The organism is Pseudomonas sp. GW822-FHT07A10 (assembly GCF_058798795.1).
Map to the genome: position 1 here is coordinate 178305 of NZ_JBXAKV010000005.1, position 14587 is coordinate 192891.

Genomic DNA, 14587 nt, shown 5'->3' on the forward strand with positions numbered 1-14587 from the left:
TGATCAGACGGCCAGCACTCGTTCGAGCGTCTGCGTCACGCCAACCTCCCGCAAGCTGTTACAGCACCACTCGAACGCCGCGACGAACTCTGGCGAACGGGGAATCGCCGTGCCGAAAATCTCCTCAACCTCCAGCAGCCGCTGGGTGATCAACGCATCATCGGCCACCAGCGCCTGACAGAACGCCGCCCGCGGATCCGGAATTGTATAGGTGTGGCCATTTTCATCCACGCCTTTGAGGTACAGCGCCCAGGCCGCCACCACCAGCGCCGCACGTTTGGTCTCGCGGCCATCGGCGATCAAGCGGTTGAGGGTCGGCACGGTGAATTTCGGAAACTTCGACGAACCGTCCGAACATACACGCTCCAGCTGATCGGCAATCGCCTGATTGGAAAAGCGCGCCACCAGGGTGTTTTTATACTCGGTCAAATCGATGCCCGGCACCGGCGCCAGTTGCGGCGTCACGTCCAGGTCCATGTAGGCGCGCATGTAGCGCACGAACAGCGGGTCGTTCATGGTTTCGTGAACGAAGCGGTAACCCTTCAAGAACCCCAGGTAGGTCAGGGCCAGATGACTGCCGTTGAGCAGCTTGATCTTCATCTCTTCGTAAGGCGTGACGTCGTCGGTGAACTGCACGCCGACCTTTTCCCAGGCCGGGCGACCGTTGACGAATTTATCTTCCAGCACCCACTGCACAAACGGTTCGCAGACCACTGGCCAGGCATCGTCAATGCTGTGTTTGTCGTGCAATTGCAGGCGATGCTGGATGCTGGTCATCGGCGTGATGCGGTCGACCATGGCGTTGGGGAAGCTGACGTTGCGCTCAATCCAGTCGCGCAGGTCGGCATCGCGCAGGGCGGCGAACGCGAGCAGCGCTTTACGGGTCACCGCGCCGTTGTGCGGCAGGTTATCGCAGGACATCAGCGTGAACGCGGGCGTGCCGGCTGCACGCCGTTTGGCCAGCGCGGCGCAGAGGAAACCGAACACGGTTTTCGGCGCGTTCGGATTGCTCAGGTCGTGCTGGATCTGCGGCAAATGCGCCATGAACTCGCCGTTGCTGTCGTCGATGCAGTAGCCGCCCTCGGTGATGGTCAACGAGACAATGCGGATCTCGGGGCTGGCCAGTTTATCGATCAGCGCCTCGGCGCCGTCTTCGGCCAGCAGCATGTCGCGGATCGCGCCGATGACTCGCACTTCGGTGTCGTCGGTATCGCCGAGTTCAAACAGGGTGAACAGGTAGTCCTGTTCTTTGAGATCGTCCCGGGCACGACGGTCTTCGGCGCGCAGGCCAACGCCGCAGATGGCCCAGTCCAGTGCTTCGCCGGTGTTCATCAAAGCGTCGGTGTAGTACGCCTGATGTGCGCGGTGGAAACCGCCGACGCCAATGTGCGCGATGCCCTGGCGGGTGTCGCTCAGGGTGTAGGCGGGCAGGGCCACCTCGGGGGCGAGACGGTTGAGGTTGGACTTGTTCAGTTTCATCGCATGTTCTCTGATATCAGGCTGCGGCGCGCAGTGGACGGGTCAGCGCCACGCCGTTGGCATCGAATAAATGGCAGTGTTCGGCGTCCAGGTGCAGGCTCAGGGTTTCGCCATAACGGCTGGCCAAATCGCCGCGAACGCGCATGGTCAACGCTTCGCCGGACGACGTCAGCACATGGCAGAAGGTGTCGCTGCCCAAACGTTCGCTGACATCGGCGGTGACTTGCAACGTGCAGTCGCCAGGTTGCGCCAACTCCAGGTGTTCCGGGCGAATGCCCAGCGTTACCGCACCGCCGACGCTCAGGTTGGCAGCGCTCAGCGGCAGAGTGATGCGGGTACCGGCGTCCAGCAGCACTTCGCAGCCCTGGCTGTCGACACGGGTGACTTTGCCTTTGAGGAAGCCCATTTTCGGTGTGCCGAGAAAACCTGCGACAAACAGGTTGGCCGGCTGGTGATACAGGTCCAGTGGCGAACCGACCTGCTCGATCTTACCGCCATTGAGCACGACGACTTTGTCGGCCATGGTCATGGCTTCGACCTGATCGTGGGTCACGTAGATCATGGTGGCTTGCAGTTCTTTGTGCAGGCGCAACAGTTCCAGGCGCATCTGCACCCTCAGGGCGGCGTCGAGGTTGGACAGCGGTTCGTCGAACAGGAAAATTTTCGGGTTACGCACGATGGCCCGGCCGATCGCTACGCGCTGACGCTGACCGCCGGACAGCTGTTTCGGTTTACGTTCGAGCATCGGCCCGAGTTCCAGAATGCGCGCTGCTTCGCCGACCTTCTTCTCGACTTCGGCTTTCGCTACACCGGCCAGATCGAGGGCGAACGACATGTTTTTACGCACGCTCATGTGCGGGTACAGGGCGTAGGTCTGGAACACCATCGCCAGGTCGCGCTTGGCCGGGCTGACTTCGGTGATGTCGCGGCCATCGAGCTCGATGGTGCCGCCGCTGACTTCTTCAAGGCCGGCGATCAGCCGCAGCAGGGTGGACTTGCCGCAACCCGACGGGCCGACGAACACCACGAATTCCTTGTCGTTCACTTCCAGGTCGATGCCTTTGATGATGGAAAAACCTTCGAAGCCTTTTTGCAGATTTTTGATTTTCAGGTTGGCCATGATGGCGCTCCTTTATGTTTATTCTTTGAGGGCTATTTCACGGCGCCAAACGACAGGCCGCGGACCAGCTGTTTCTGGCTGATCCAGCCGAAGATCAGGATCGGCGCGCAAGCCAGGGTCGACACCGCCGACAACTTGGCCCAGAACAAACCTTCGGGGCTTGAGTAAGAGGCGATCAGTGCGGTCAGTGGCGCGGCTTTGGACGAGGTCAGGTTCAGCGACCAGAACGCCTCGTTCCAGCACAGGATCAGCGACAGCAACACCGTGGAGGCCAGGCCGCCCTTGGCGATCGGCAGCAGCACCCGGACCATTTCCTGCCACAGGGTGGCGCCGTCCAGGCGTGCCGCTTCGAGGATGTCCTTGGGGATGTCTTTGAAGTAGGTGTAAACCATCCAGACCACGATCGGCAGGTTGATCAGCGTGTAGATCACGATCAGCGCGATTCGTGTATCCAGCAGGCCAAAGCTCTTGGCCAACAGGTAGATCGGCATCAGCACACCCACTGGCGGCAGCATCTTGGTGGAGAGCATCCACAGTAGCGTGCCTTTGGTGCGCTGGGTTTCGTAGAACGCCATGGAGTAGGCGGCCGGCACCGCAATCAGCAGGCACAATGCCGTGGCGCTAAAGGAAATCACCACCGAGTTCCAGGCGAAACTGAAGTAGTCGCTGCGCTCGTTGATGTGCAGGTAGTTTTCCAGCGTCGGCGTGAAGATGAACTGCGGCGGCGTGGCGAACGCGTCGATTTCAGTCTTGAAACTGGTCAGCACCATCCAGAAGATCGGGAAGAAAATCACGATCGCGATGGCCCAGGCCAGGGTGCCGAGCAGCAGGCTTTGCAGACGACGGGATTGTTGAAGAGTCATGGCGCGGGCCTCAGGCTTTGTCTGTCAGGTTTTTGCCGATCATGCGCACCAGCACAATGGCCGCGATGTTGGCAATCACCACCGCGATCAAGCCACCGGCGGAGGCCATGCCGACGTCGAACTGCACCAGCGCCTGGTTGTAGATCAGGTAGGCGAGGTTGGTCGAGGCGTAGCCGGGGCCACCATTGGTGGTGGTGAAGATTTCGGCGAACACCGACAGCAGGAAGATGGTTTCGATCATCACCACCACCGCAATCGGCCGGGCCAGGTGCGGCAAAGTCAGGTGCCAGAAAATCGCGATCGGGCCGGCACCGTCCAGGCGCGCGGCTTCTTTCTGTTCCTGGTCGAGGGACTGCATGGCGGTCATCAGGATCAGGATCGCGAAGGGCAGCCATTGCCAGGACACAATGATGATGATCGACAGCAGCGGGTAGTGCGCCAGCCAGTCCACCGGCTGCGCGCCGAACAGCTTCCAGATGTAGGCGAGAATCCCTGAGACCGGGTGAAAGATCAGGTTCTTCCAGATCAGCGCACCGACGGTGGGCATGATGAAGAACGGCGAGATCAACATCACCCGCACGATGCCGCGACCGAGAAACTCACTGGCCTCCAGCAACGCGCTGATCAACACGCCGAACACCACGCTGATCAGCAACACACTGCCCACCAGCAACAGGGTATTGGTGGCGCCGGGCAGGAAACCCGAATCGCTCAGGAAGTAGCTGAAGTTCTCCAGCCCCACGAATTCGTTTTCGCCGGGGTAGAGCAGGTTGTAGCGGATCATCGAAAAGTAAACGGTCATGCCCAACGGCACGATCATCCACAGCAGCAGCAACGCCACCGAGGGGCTGACCAGAAACCAGCCGGGGTTGCTCAACCGGCTTTTACGCACCGGCTGGGGGATGTCCATGTGAGCTTTGACAGTGGTTGAAGTATTCATGGCGATCAGAACCGATTGGGAACAGACAAATGAAGATCAACTGTAGGGGCGAGGCTGTGTGGCGAGGGGGCTTGCCCCCGTTCGGCTGCGAAGCAGTCGCAAAGTGTTTTTGGGGCCGCTTCGCGACCCAACGGGGGCAAGCCCCCTCGCCACACAAGCCTCGCTCCTACAAGTGCGCGGGGTTATTTGGGATAACCGGCGCGCTTCATCTCACGTTCGGTGGTTGACTGGGCGGCGGTCAGGGCCTGGTCGACTGTGGTCTGGCCGATCAACGCGGCCGAGAACAGCTTGCCGACCTGAGTGCCCACGGCCTGGAATTCTGGAATGGTCACCAGCTGGATACCTATGTAGGGCACAGGCTTTTGCGACGGTTGGCTCGGGTCCGCGGCTTTCAGCGATTCCAGCGTCACCTTGGCGAACGGCGCGGCATTCATGTAAGCCTCGGTGTAGGTCGAGGCGCGAGTGCCTGGTGGCACGTTGGCGATGCCGTCTTTTTCCGCGACCAGGGCTCCGTACTCCTTGGACGTGGCCCAGGCGCTGAAGGTTTTCGCCGCTTCCTTGGCCTTGGAACTGGTGGGGATAGCCAGTGCCCACGAATACAGCCAGGCCGAACCTTTGTCGGTGACCTGATGCGGTGCGTAAGTAAAGCCCACGTGGTCGCTGACTTTGCTCTGGGTTTTGTCGGTCACGAACGAGCCGGCCACACTGGCATCGACCCAGATCGCGCACTTGCCGCTGTTGAACAGCGCCAGGTTCTCGTTGAAGCCGTTGCTCGACGCGCCGGGCGGGCCGGACTTTTTCATGGTGTCGACGTAGAAATTCAGCGCATTTTTCCACTCAGGACCGGTGAATTCCGGCTGCCATTTCTCATCGAACCAGCGAGCGCCATAGGCGTTGGCGACAGTGGTGATCAGCGCCATGTTTTCGCCCCAGCCAGCCTTGCCGCGCAGGCAGATGCCGTACTGTTCTTTGTCTTTATGGGTGAGTTTGCTGGCGAATTCGCCGATCTGTTCCCAGGTCGGGCGTTCCGGCATGGTCAGCCCGGCGTCCTTGAACAGGTCGGTGCGGTAATAGGTGATGGAGCTTTCAGCGTAGAACGGCAGGGCATAGAGCGAGCCCTTGACCGAAAGACCTTCACGCACCGAAGGGAAAACGTCGTCGAGGGCGTAGTTGGCCGGCAAGTCCTTCATCGGTTCCAACCAACCCTTGGCGCCCCAGAGTGCGGCTTCGTACATGCCGATGGTCAACACATCAAACTGTCCGCCCTGGGTCGCGATGTCGGTGGTCAGGCGTTGGCGCAGGACGTTTTCTTCAAGCACCACCCAATTGAGTTTGATGTCCGGGTGCTCGGCCTCGAAGGTTTTCGAGAGCTTTTGCATGCGGATCATGTCGCTGTTGTTGACGGTGGCGATGGTCAGGGTCTGAGCGCCGAGGCTGACGCTGCTGAGGGTCATGCAGGTGAGGGCAAGCAGAGCTTTTACAGAAGGTTGCATCGTGCACTCCTTTTCTGCACCCAGGGGGTTACAGAAGGACAGTTATTGTTTTTGTGTCTTCCTGCGCAGGGAAGAATGTGCAGCGATTACAGCCTTCAATTGACGGGCTGACAAATCATCCATCGCACTGTGATCGATACTTTTTTGCACTGGGCTTTGGCGGGGGAGATGCAAGGACAGGCTTTACAGAGGCGAGCGGTCATTGAATTTGTACAGGTTTCATCGGCCTCTTCGCGGGCAAACCTCGCTCCTGCAGAAGCGAGGCTTGCCCGCGAAGGCGATCTAAAATTCAGCCGAGGTTTTGCTCAGTCAACCGCTGCACCGCCAGCCGCCGATAGTGCGACGGCGTCATGCCCTTGAGCTGCTGAAAACGCCGGTTGAAGTTGGAAATATTATTGAAGCCCGACTCGAAACACACATCGGTCACCGTTTTGTCGCCATCGGCCAGCAGCTCGCAGGATTTGCTGATGCGCAGGCGATTGACGAACTCGATGAAGCAGCGTCCGGTGGCCTGTTTGAACACTCGGCTGAAGTAGGTCGGCTTCAGACCCAGATGCTCGGCCACCTCTTCCAGCGTTAAATCCTTGGCGTAATGGGCAAAGATGTAATCCACCGCGCGGTTGGTACGGTCGATATTGTGTTCATCGGCCAATTGCGGCGTCGTGGCACCGGACAGCAACTGGTAGTCATCGGACGTCGCCAGCAACTCCAGCAGAATGAAAAAATGCCCGAGCCGGGTCATGCCTTGGGTGTCGGCGATGCGCTGCATCAAGGTCATGGCCTGGCGGATGGTGCGCTTGCAGCGAAACTCGATGCCGTACTGCGCGCGCTCCAGCAAGGGCGCAATTGTCTTGAGTTCGGCGAACACCTGATGGCCGCTTTCAAACAGCTCGTCAGTGAAGTTGACCAGCATGTCGCGCTCGGGCACCACTTCGTCTTCGGCCACCTGGCTGATCCAGTTGTGGGGCAGGTTGGGGCCGGTCAGGAACAGTGTTTCCGGGTAGAAGTTACCAATGTAGTCACCAATGAACACCTTGCCGGAGCTGGCGACGATCAGGTGCAGTTCGTATTCCTTGTGGAAATGCCAGCGCACCAGGGGGCAGGGGAATCCGTGCTGGCGATAGATGATGGACAACCCGTTGTGGTCGTCCATCAATTCATAGGAAGGATCGGTGACTCTGGCTGTTCGGGTCATGTCAGGGTGCTTTTATTGTTATCGCCCCTTGATCATGCCTCTTTCGGGACGCCTAAGGCCAGCTTGCAACGCGACTGTGCTCAGGCGGGGGCGTGCAAGGCATCACCGTATACCGCTTTCATGCTGGTGGCACTCCAGCAGTAACGAACGATTTCGGATTCGTCGAAAAAGTCGGTATTGATGATGCTGCAGCGCGTCACCCAGTCCCGGGTGGGATTGAACCAGTCATTGATATGGTTTTTGATATCTTGAGGCCCTCCCAGAAACGCGTAGCTGGTGGCTGATAACGACCATAAAAATGTTTCGTAAGGCGCGTCTTTGAGTGTATTGGAAATATGGGTTTTCAGATCATCGCTATTGGTGAAGCGTCTGCCGGCCCACTTGTGTGTGATGCGCGGCCAGAAGTAGTCCTCATCGAGCTCCCGCCGTGCAGGCGCCGCCAACACTACCCTGCGACGAGCACTGATACGCTTTAGTTCGCCGATCGTTTTTGTGGCGTCACCGGGTGGTATGGCCCGCTGTCCGAGTTGACTCACCAGAAGAGCATTGAGTTTCTGATAGTCAAAGGGCTTGTTGCCGTCCCCTAGTTCATGAAAGTCGAAAACCACAAATTCGTCCGGGTTGCGATCCAGGAAAGATAATATTGCGCTGATGAGTTCATCGAGAACTCGATGTGACTGATATCCATTGTGATGGAAATAGAAAATCGACTGATCAGCCCCTTCGGTGTAGCCCAAGCGGATATCGAATGCCCGTGCGCCATTGGACAATTGCCATGTAAATGAATCGTTTTGACACGTCGTCCAGTTGCCGACGACCACCTCATAATTAGGCGCCTGTTTATCCATGCCGGCATTATGGGCGCCGGGCCAGACAACATCAGTCAGTTTTATACGATCGATGTCGAGGGCATTACTCATCCACTTTTGTTTGTCCAGCGTGATTACTGCGTTATGGGTCATGACAGTTCCTTGTCGTAGACTCGTCCCCTCCATGGAGGGGACGAGGTCCATGTTTCGGGTGTGGCTGCGTGCCATACCTCTATTACTACGCCTGCGTAGAAAGGCTTTCATGACCCAGCATAGAAGCGCGCGACAGCATTGCCAGTCACGGAAATACTTGCACAAGAAATAACCCTTTAATGGCACAGCGCTAGTTGGCGCGCTTGGCCGCTTTACTCAGGTTCGCGGTCAGGCAATATGAAACGATGTTGCTTTCTTCAATGAAGTCGACGTTGATAATGTTGCACCGTGTTGCCCAGTCGCTATTATTCGGATCAAACCACGAATTAAGCTCATCGTGAATATCTACCGGACCGCCGAGAGCGCTATAACTGGTCGCGGACAGGGACCATGGTGCCCATGAACCTGGCGGATATTTCAGCACTTTTATAATGTACTGCTCCAACTCGGCGGCACTGGTGATGCCGTTGCCAGACCATTTGTGCTCGATTTGCTGGATGAACACGTTCTTGTCAATTGCCCAGTGCCAAGGCGCAGCAACCACAACGCGTTGGCTGTCGCTGAGGCGTTTGAGTTGGCCGAGGCTCAACGAGCGATTTTGGTTGGGAATCAAGCGACGCCCAAGGAAGTGGACCATCATCTTATTGAAGTAAGTGTAATCAAAGGTATCCCCATTCAACTCATGAAAGTCCAGGATGATGAATTCATTGGGATTTTCTTGCAGAAATGCTTCTACGTCACTGACAAGGTGTCCAAGCGTGCGGCCGTTACGGTAGCCGTTGTGATGAATGCAGAACTTGCCAAGCCCCGGCGCACTGGCGTCATACATCAAACGGATGTCAAGCACTCGGGAACCGTGGCACAGTTGCGAGTAAAACGATTCGTGCTGACACGCCAGCCAATGGGCGCCCGGGATCAGCGGCCAGGATGCCTTCCAGTCGCTGCCGGCGTTATGGGTGCCTGGCAGTGTCAATTCGGCGAGCGACAAAGTATCAATCGCCGGCGTGGCGGCCATCCAATTTCTAAATGCGTAGTTGTTCTGAATAACGTTATCCATTTAATGCATCCTTGCATTGTTTTATAGGTGTTATCGGTTGATCGAATTTTATGTTTTTCACTTCGTTCAACGATTTATAAATAGGAAAGTAAAGGTGATCAATAATTGTGATAATGCAAAATATGTGTGGTTGGTTTCGTGGCTTAAGCGAGGTTTCGGTTTTTTGCCTCGATCCATTGCGCCATGTATTGCGTACTTTTATGGTGGTGGTGGCGCAACATACTGCCGGTAAAATTATCGCGTCTAAGTTGAGGCAAGTGCTGTTGGCAGTGCAACAACTTCTTGATCAATGCCGGGCCATGTTCCGACGTTTTATATCGATCGGCCAGCAACCTCTGTCCGTGGGATTGGGCTTGTGCCCAAAGCGCTTCATTCTTGTACAGCCGCACCGCACAGTCAGCCACTTCCCGTGCCGTGCGAGCAACGGCCCCAGGCCACGGATGTTCGCCGTGCATCGCTTCGGCACCGATAGGCGTTGTAACCGTGGGCGTGCCGCACAGCATGGCGTCGACAATCTTGCCTTTAATACCGGCACCGAAACGCAGAGGCGCCAGACAAATGCGTGCCGCCGACATCACTTGCAAAGCATCTTCTGCCCAGTTCATGACATGAAAACCCTGGGCCGGGTTATGCAACGCGGTAGCTTTGGGGGGCGTGTAAGCACCGTAGATATGCAACTGAGCCGCGGGCAGTTGCTCGCGGATCAACGGCCAGATGGTTGTTTTCATCCAGAGCACCGCATCCCAGTTGGGCGCATGTCGAAAATTGCCGATGCTGAGAAAGTGCGCCCGATCTTCAAAGGCTGTCGGCGGTACGCACGCAGGCTCGACCATCAGCGGACACCAGTGCAGTAAGTTGCGCGGTAGCTTGAACTGCTCGACCAGCAAATCGATCTCCACTTCAGAGATCATCAGGTTCAAGTCGCAACGGTACAGCGCAGCAATCTCCCGTTTGGCGAGATCGGTATCAGCCATAAGCTGGAACTCTTCACGCAAGGCTGGCGCGAATAGCTCGCTGAAATCGTTGGTGTCGTTACTGGCCTTCAAGCGTTCCTTGAGCCGTTGATGCCGTGCATGACGAAGGCTTTGCAGGTCAGAGGTCTCAAGCACGCGCAAGGCGTTGGGGCAGTGTTTTTCGACTCGCCAACCGAACTGTTCTTCCATCATGAACTGGTCGAACAGGACAATATCCGGTGCGAGTTCACTGATAAACGCATCGAAGCTGCTGTTGTTCAATTCGATCGGCACTTCGCGGATGCCCAGCGCGGTCAGGTCAGCACGATGCTCACCGGTTCCAGCCGGACTGCTGAAGGTGATGTCCCAGCCTTGCTGCAAGAACGTATCGAGGATTTGCATCACATGCCCGCTGGCCGCCGAAGAACGGGGCTCGGGCCAGACGTAACCAATGACAAGGACTTTGGTTGCGTGGGGCTGGATCATGTAAGGGCGTTCCTTGAGGCGGGTAAAGGGCGGGGGAGAAGATGAAGGCCGTAATTAAACCACAGCCCGCAGTGCTTTTCCGTCCGCCATCCTGCGCCAGGGACAGTGCTCGCGATCACACCGCCTCACTACGTCACGACAACAGTTGCGAGGATTTTCCCAAGTTGATTCGAACAGGGTCGATGACCCGGCCTGAACCGGCATTTTTCAACGCACGGCGCAACGCCGACAGGTTGTCGTAGAACGCCGGGGCGTTGGTCTTCAACTGGCTCAACAGTGACGTCACCATTGACTGGGAGTCGGCGTTGAGCAAAGCAGGCGCCGTATGGAAAAGCTCCGAAGGAATGAATGCCGGAGGATCCAGCAATATGGGGGCATCGGCACCTGCCAGCTTGCTGGAAAGGTCGATGTGCGTGCGACCTTTGGCCAGATTCAACAACTCGGCTACGTCCACTTCACCCGACTTCAAGGCATGTTTTTGCGATTTTTGTGCATAGAAGAAGTCCAGAGTGTCGGGACCTCCATGGGACATCTCATGGATCAACACGTCGGCGATTGCACTGTTGTCATATTTAACGCTGCGGTAAAAATCGTTCAGGTGGTCTGCATAAAATACGATGAACTCTTCAAGGGGGGCGTCGGCCTTGGACGCGGCTTGCCAGCTTCGATACTTGCCAGGGTATAACCCGCCTATGACCGATTTTTGGGTGCTGGCCTCGATGGTGAAATTGGTGGTCTTGATCGCATCAAGGTCATCTTTGATCAACAGAAGATCGTCCAGGTATCGTTCGGCAATTGCGGACGAATCGTCACCGAAAAATGTCCGGTAGACGAATTTCCTGTCAGTGTCGTGAAGGCGACTGGCTAATACCTCTATCGCATTGCTGACTTTATTTCGCGCAACAGGCAGAGCATTCTTGATGATCGCGCGGCTGTAATTTTTCGGCAGCAGTCGATGCCATCCACGAACGGGAATGAAGTCCGTCAATTTCAGGTTTCTCAGTGGCGCCCCCCATGGCGAGCCCGTTTTTACATTGAGGGCGTACCAGTCTCCGCGTTTTTCGACAATCAACAGATGGGCAGGCTCGCCTGTATCGCCCAGTTTTTTCCAGGAGCCCTGCAGGATGTCTGTGCGATTGGCTGCTTTGAGCAAGTCATAGGTTTGCGCGCTGCCCGTGAGTCGGCGGACTTGAAATGTCGCCGCCTCGATGGCCGCCAGACTGTGTTTACTGAATTGCAATGCGCCTTTCTTGATCAGGTGTGCACCGCTGAAGAGCAAATCAGGTGCGCCATCCAGCGGGTTCAAGAGTGAAACCGCCAGGCGTGAGGTGAGTTTGCCGAGTTGGGCGGACCTTGACGCAAATGAGGTCGCTTTCGAGGCGGCACTGGTGAGTTTTGCGCTGAGGCCGATTATCGAGCCGACCACCGCCAGGCCATCGAGTATGCAGCCGACAGCGCCTTCGGCCCGGGTGGTGCTGCTGTCTGATGACAGGTCTTCAATGCATTTTTTGAACGGCACGACCAAATCAATGATGAAAGTCTCGATTTTCTCTGCTTTGTCTCGCTCCAGCTCCAGCGCGGTTCGCCCTTCACCATTGCGCTTGAGTTCTTCATAGCTCGCGAAGGGGCGGTGCTGGACGATGAAAAGGGCCAGTTTTTCCAGTTGCTCATTGAGAAAGCTCTGGTAATGACTACCGATCGACGGGGCACCCGACAGGGGGGCGGCAATCATGCCGAGTTTTTCGATCACGGCGCTGCTCGAGATACCCTCGCGTGGTTCAAAGCCCTGGCTGTAAGCGAGAAAATCAATGGGCATCTGAAATGGGCTCACCGCCGGTGTTGGCTCGGTGAAGTTCCCGGTGAAGTCCACCCTGGTCGGTGAATTGATCTTTCCAGAACTGACAATCAATCGGCCCAAGGCGTTGTTCTTTCGACATTCACCACGCAGGGTGAAGAGCTCATAGCAGTCAACTTCCCCTTGGTAAGATGCGGTGATGATCACCGCGTAACGGCAAGTTGCTGCGTCTTTATCCTGTTGGGTTTCCTTGTAGTGGGTCGGTTGAATGCCGGCACCAATAAGACCGATGTTACTGACCGGTGTGGTGTAGGGACGCGCCACTGATTTGCGAACGGTATAAACACTGATTTCCCCCATTTGAAGTGCAGTGCGGTCCAGTGCCGGTAGCTGTGACAGGGCGAGTTTTATATTAGTGAGAATGCCGGCTTCCAGGTTCTGGTGGTAGGCATCGAAGGCAACCTCATACAATTCGCTTGCCGGCGTCAGATGTTCAATGTCGGGAAGTTCCGGGTAGATGTCATTGGCGTTATTCCAGTCCAGAGTGACCAGGTCATCAGACATGTGCAAATCAACGACGGACATTTTCAACCTCGACCCGCGACCCGGGTTAAAGCCCCGGCCGGTCTTGGTCAGATTCACCGTCTCCAGAAAACGGCAGTTCGGGTACGCCTTCTGCAATTGAGCAAGTGCAATGTTTCGTCGGGAGGGAAGTGGGGTGGTGAGCGAGTGAATGACTTGGTCAAAACGATTGATATGTTGTTGATAGGCATCGATCGCGACGATCAGGGACGGCTTGTCGTACTGGCCGTGTGCGTCAGGGGAGATGACCTTGTTCATGGTCGCCCAATTAATGACGGGCTTGATCGTAGAGGCGTTGTGCAGCAGTTCCAGTTCCGGGGTCACGGGCTCCAACGCCGAAAACTTCAGGAGTTCAGCGTAGGACATCAGCCGCGAGGATCCCGGGTCATAGGCCTCGGCCAAGGCAACCGCCTGCGTGAGCGCAACCCAGGCCGGTGTTCCAAGTCGTATCGATGTGGGCAGGCCTCGGACCAGAAATTCCGGCGCAATTCCCGCCAGCAAGATGAACGTGGCAAGCGGGGTGGCCACTCCCGAATCGCGGCCCAGCCCCACCAGGTGTCGGTCTAGATCCTCCCGGACTGCCTCGGGACTGCGATCGACGTTGCTGGGCTGATAAAGCTCGTAGCCGGCGACCTCACTACCTGTGATGTCTGCCAATGGGTCGATGGCAAGTATGATGGCGGCCACCAGTAGCGATTGAAGATGCTCCTTGGGGGTTTCCTGGTCTTCGTGCGCGCCGTACCAGCCTGTAACGTTGAGGTACTCTTTGGCCCACTCGATCGCTGTTGATGTCTCCAGAATCTGGTCCAGCAAGTAATCCGCGCCGGCTTGCACTTCGTCACTGGTTCTGTTGCCGATGACAGGGCGTGCGAGCTCCTCCAGCATTTGCTGGGGGCGCGAGAACGCTTGCAGAGTGAGGCGCGCCACCTCACCACGCTCAGTCTTGCTCAGTACAAAAGGCGAGTTCTCATGCCCGGAGACGGCTTGCCAACAGTTGCCGATCGGTGGGCCCGCGGGCAAGTCCAGGGACAGGAAGTCAATCAGGTTTCCGGCCTCGGCAACCGTCGTCGGAACCGTCAACTGATTAAAGCGCAGCCATTGTTCAACACTGATGTCGTGAGCGAAATAGATATACCCGCCCGCGTGAAGGGCGATCTCACCAATCATTGATAAAGTCTGCTGGAGTTTCGAGAAATACTTGATGTCTTCCATCAAGTTATGCCAGCCCCCCTGCGAGCCGGCGTAGAGGTTACCCTCGATATCCACTCGCAATGGCGGCAACATGTCCGAGGCACTCCAGGCCTCAAGTGACGCTATAAAGTCAGGACTAAGGGTGGTGCTTTCCAGTAGTTCTTTTGCAGGACCATAGATTTCATCAAACAAGGAATTCGGGCGATGCGAAATATAGAATGTTGAAAGATCAATCTCTTGCGTGCTTTCCATTCCTTTTATGTAATGCACCAAGGCGCGGACAAAGTCTTCTCGTTCTGCTTGCGTGGCTTTTAGTTGTTGTGCGTTTTCAATCGGAGGGTACACCGAGGCGTGGCTCATAAACATCCATTTAATTAATCGTCGTAGGGATGCGCCAGGCGTAAAATGTTATTGTTTTGGCGCTCGACAAGCGTAACTTCGGCGATTAATAAATGGGTAGTGCTACTTGTT

10 protein-coding genes are annotated in these 14587 nt (G+C 56.6%); all 10 read right to left on the bottom strand.

Annotated features, from left to right (window positions below; translation table 11 throughout):
* Positions 1–3: 3 nt before the first annotated feature.
* The 10 genes from AC1RL4_RS11050 to AC1RL4_RS11095 all read right to left on the bottom strand — a co-directional run bounded on the left by AC1RL4_RS11050 (position 4) and on the right by AC1RL4_RS11095 (position 14476).
* A complete protein-coding gene (locus AC1RL4_RS11050) occupies positions 4–1479 on the bottom strand; it encodes a mannitol dehydrogenase family protein (RefSeq protein WP_230172625.1) in 1476 nt (491 codons plus the stop codon).
* A gap of 16 nt (positions 1480–1495) precedes the next feature.
* Positions 1496–2599 (bottom strand): ABC transporter ATP-binding protein, encoded by a 1104-nt coding sequence (locus AC1RL4_RS11055; protein WP_019579065.1) that lies wholly within the window; start codon positions 2597–2599, stop codon positions 1496–1498.
* A gap of 32 nt (positions 2600–2631) precedes the next feature.
* Positions 2632–3462, bottom strand: a complete 831-nt coding sequence (locus tag AC1RL4_RS11060) for a carbohydrate ABC transporter permease (RefSeq protein ID WP_230172626.1) — start codon at positions 3460–3462, stop codon at positions 2632–2634.
* A 10-nt stretch (positions 3463–3472) separates the two neighbouring features.
* Positions 3473–4402, bottom strand: coding sequence for a carbohydrate ABC transporter permease (locus tag AC1RL4_RS11065; RefSeq protein ID WP_028940533.1), 930 nt, complete (start codon positions 4400–4402; stop codon positions 3473–3475).
* 182 nt (positions 4403–4584) lie between these two features.
* On the bottom strand, positions 4585–5895 hold the full coding sequence (locus AC1RL4_RS11070) for an ABC transporter substrate-binding protein (protein WP_028940534.1): 1311 nt from the start codon (positions 5893–5895) through the stop codon (positions 4585–4587).
* A 289-nt stretch (positions 5896–6184) separates the two neighbouring features.
* Positions 6185–7090: an AraC family transcriptional regulator gene (locus AC1RL4_RS11075; RefSeq protein WP_026331663.1), complete on the bottom strand. Its 906-nt coding sequence runs from the start codon at positions 7088–7090 to the stop codon at positions 6185–6187.
* Between the two features lie 80 nt (positions 7091–7170).
* Positions 7171–8052, bottom strand: a complete 882-nt coding sequence (locus tag AC1RL4_RS11080; protein ID WP_230172628.1) for a phosphatidylinositol-specific phospholipase C domain-containing protein — start codon at positions 8050–8052, stop codon at positions 7171–7173.
* 190 nt (positions 8053–8242) lie between these two features.
* Positions 8243–9109, bottom strand: coding sequence for a PI-PLC domain-containing protein (locus tag AC1RL4_RS11085; RefSeq protein WP_019579059.1), 867 nt, complete (start codon positions 9107–9109; stop codon positions 8243–8245).
* A gap of 143 nt (positions 9110–9252) precedes the next feature.
* Entirely contained in the window at positions 9253–10548 is a 1296-nt protein-coding gene (locus tag AC1RL4_RS11090; RefSeq protein WP_096480164.1) for a glycosyltransferase, read from the bottom strand.
* A gap of 133 nt (positions 10549–10681) precedes the next feature.
* On the bottom strand, positions 10682–14476 hold the full coding sequence (locus tag AC1RL4_RS11095) for a hypothetical protein (RefSeq protein WP_230172635.1): 3795 nt from the start codon (positions 14474–14476) through the stop codon (positions 10682–10684).
* Positions 14477–14587: the final 111 nt, after the last annotated feature.

Excerpts from the sequence above, each read along its gene's own strand:
- AC1RL4_RS11095 (WP_230172635.1), bottom strand. The coding sequence starts at position 14,476 with ATGAGCCACGCCTCGGTGTACCCTCCGATTGAAAACGCACAACAACTA.
- AC1RL4_RS11075 (WP_026331663.1), bottom strand. The coding sequence starts at position 7,090 with ATGACCCGAACAGCCAGAGTCACCGATCCTTCCTATGAATTGATGGAC.
- AC1RL4_RS11055 (WP_019579065.1), bottom strand. The coding sequence starts at position 2,599 with ATGGCCAACCTGAAAATCAAAAATCTGCAAAAAGGCTTCGAAGGTTTT.
- AC1RL4_RS11065 (WP_028940533.1), bottom strand. The coding sequence starts at position 4,402 with ATGAATACTTCAACCACTGTCAAAGCTCACATGGACATCCCCCAGCCG.
- AC1RL4_RS11090 (WP_096480164.1), bottom strand. The coding sequence starts at position 10,548 with ATGATCCAGCCCCACGCAACCAAAGTCCTTGTCATTGGTTACGTCTGG.
- AC1RL4_RS11050 (WP_230172625.1), bottom strand. The coding sequence starts at position 1,479 with ATGAAACTGAACAAGTCCAACCTCAACCGTCTCGCCCCCGAGGTGGCC.
- AC1RL4_RS11070 (WP_028940534.1), bottom strand. The coding sequence starts at position 5,895 with ATGCAACCTTCTGTAAAAGCTCTGCTTGCCCTCACCTGCATGACCCTC.
- AC1RL4_RS11080 (WP_230172628.1), bottom strand. The coding sequence starts at position 8,052 with ATGACCCATAACGCAGTAATCACGCTGGACAAACAAAAGTGGATGAGT.
- AC1RL4_RS11085 (WP_019579059.1), bottom strand. The coding sequence starts at position 9,109 with ATGGATAACGTTATTCAGAACAACTACGCATTTAGAAATTGGATGGCC.
- AC1RL4_RS11060 (WP_230172626.1), bottom strand. The coding sequence starts at position 3,462 with ATGACTCTTCAACAATCCCGTCGTCTGCAAAGCCTGCTGCTCGGCACC.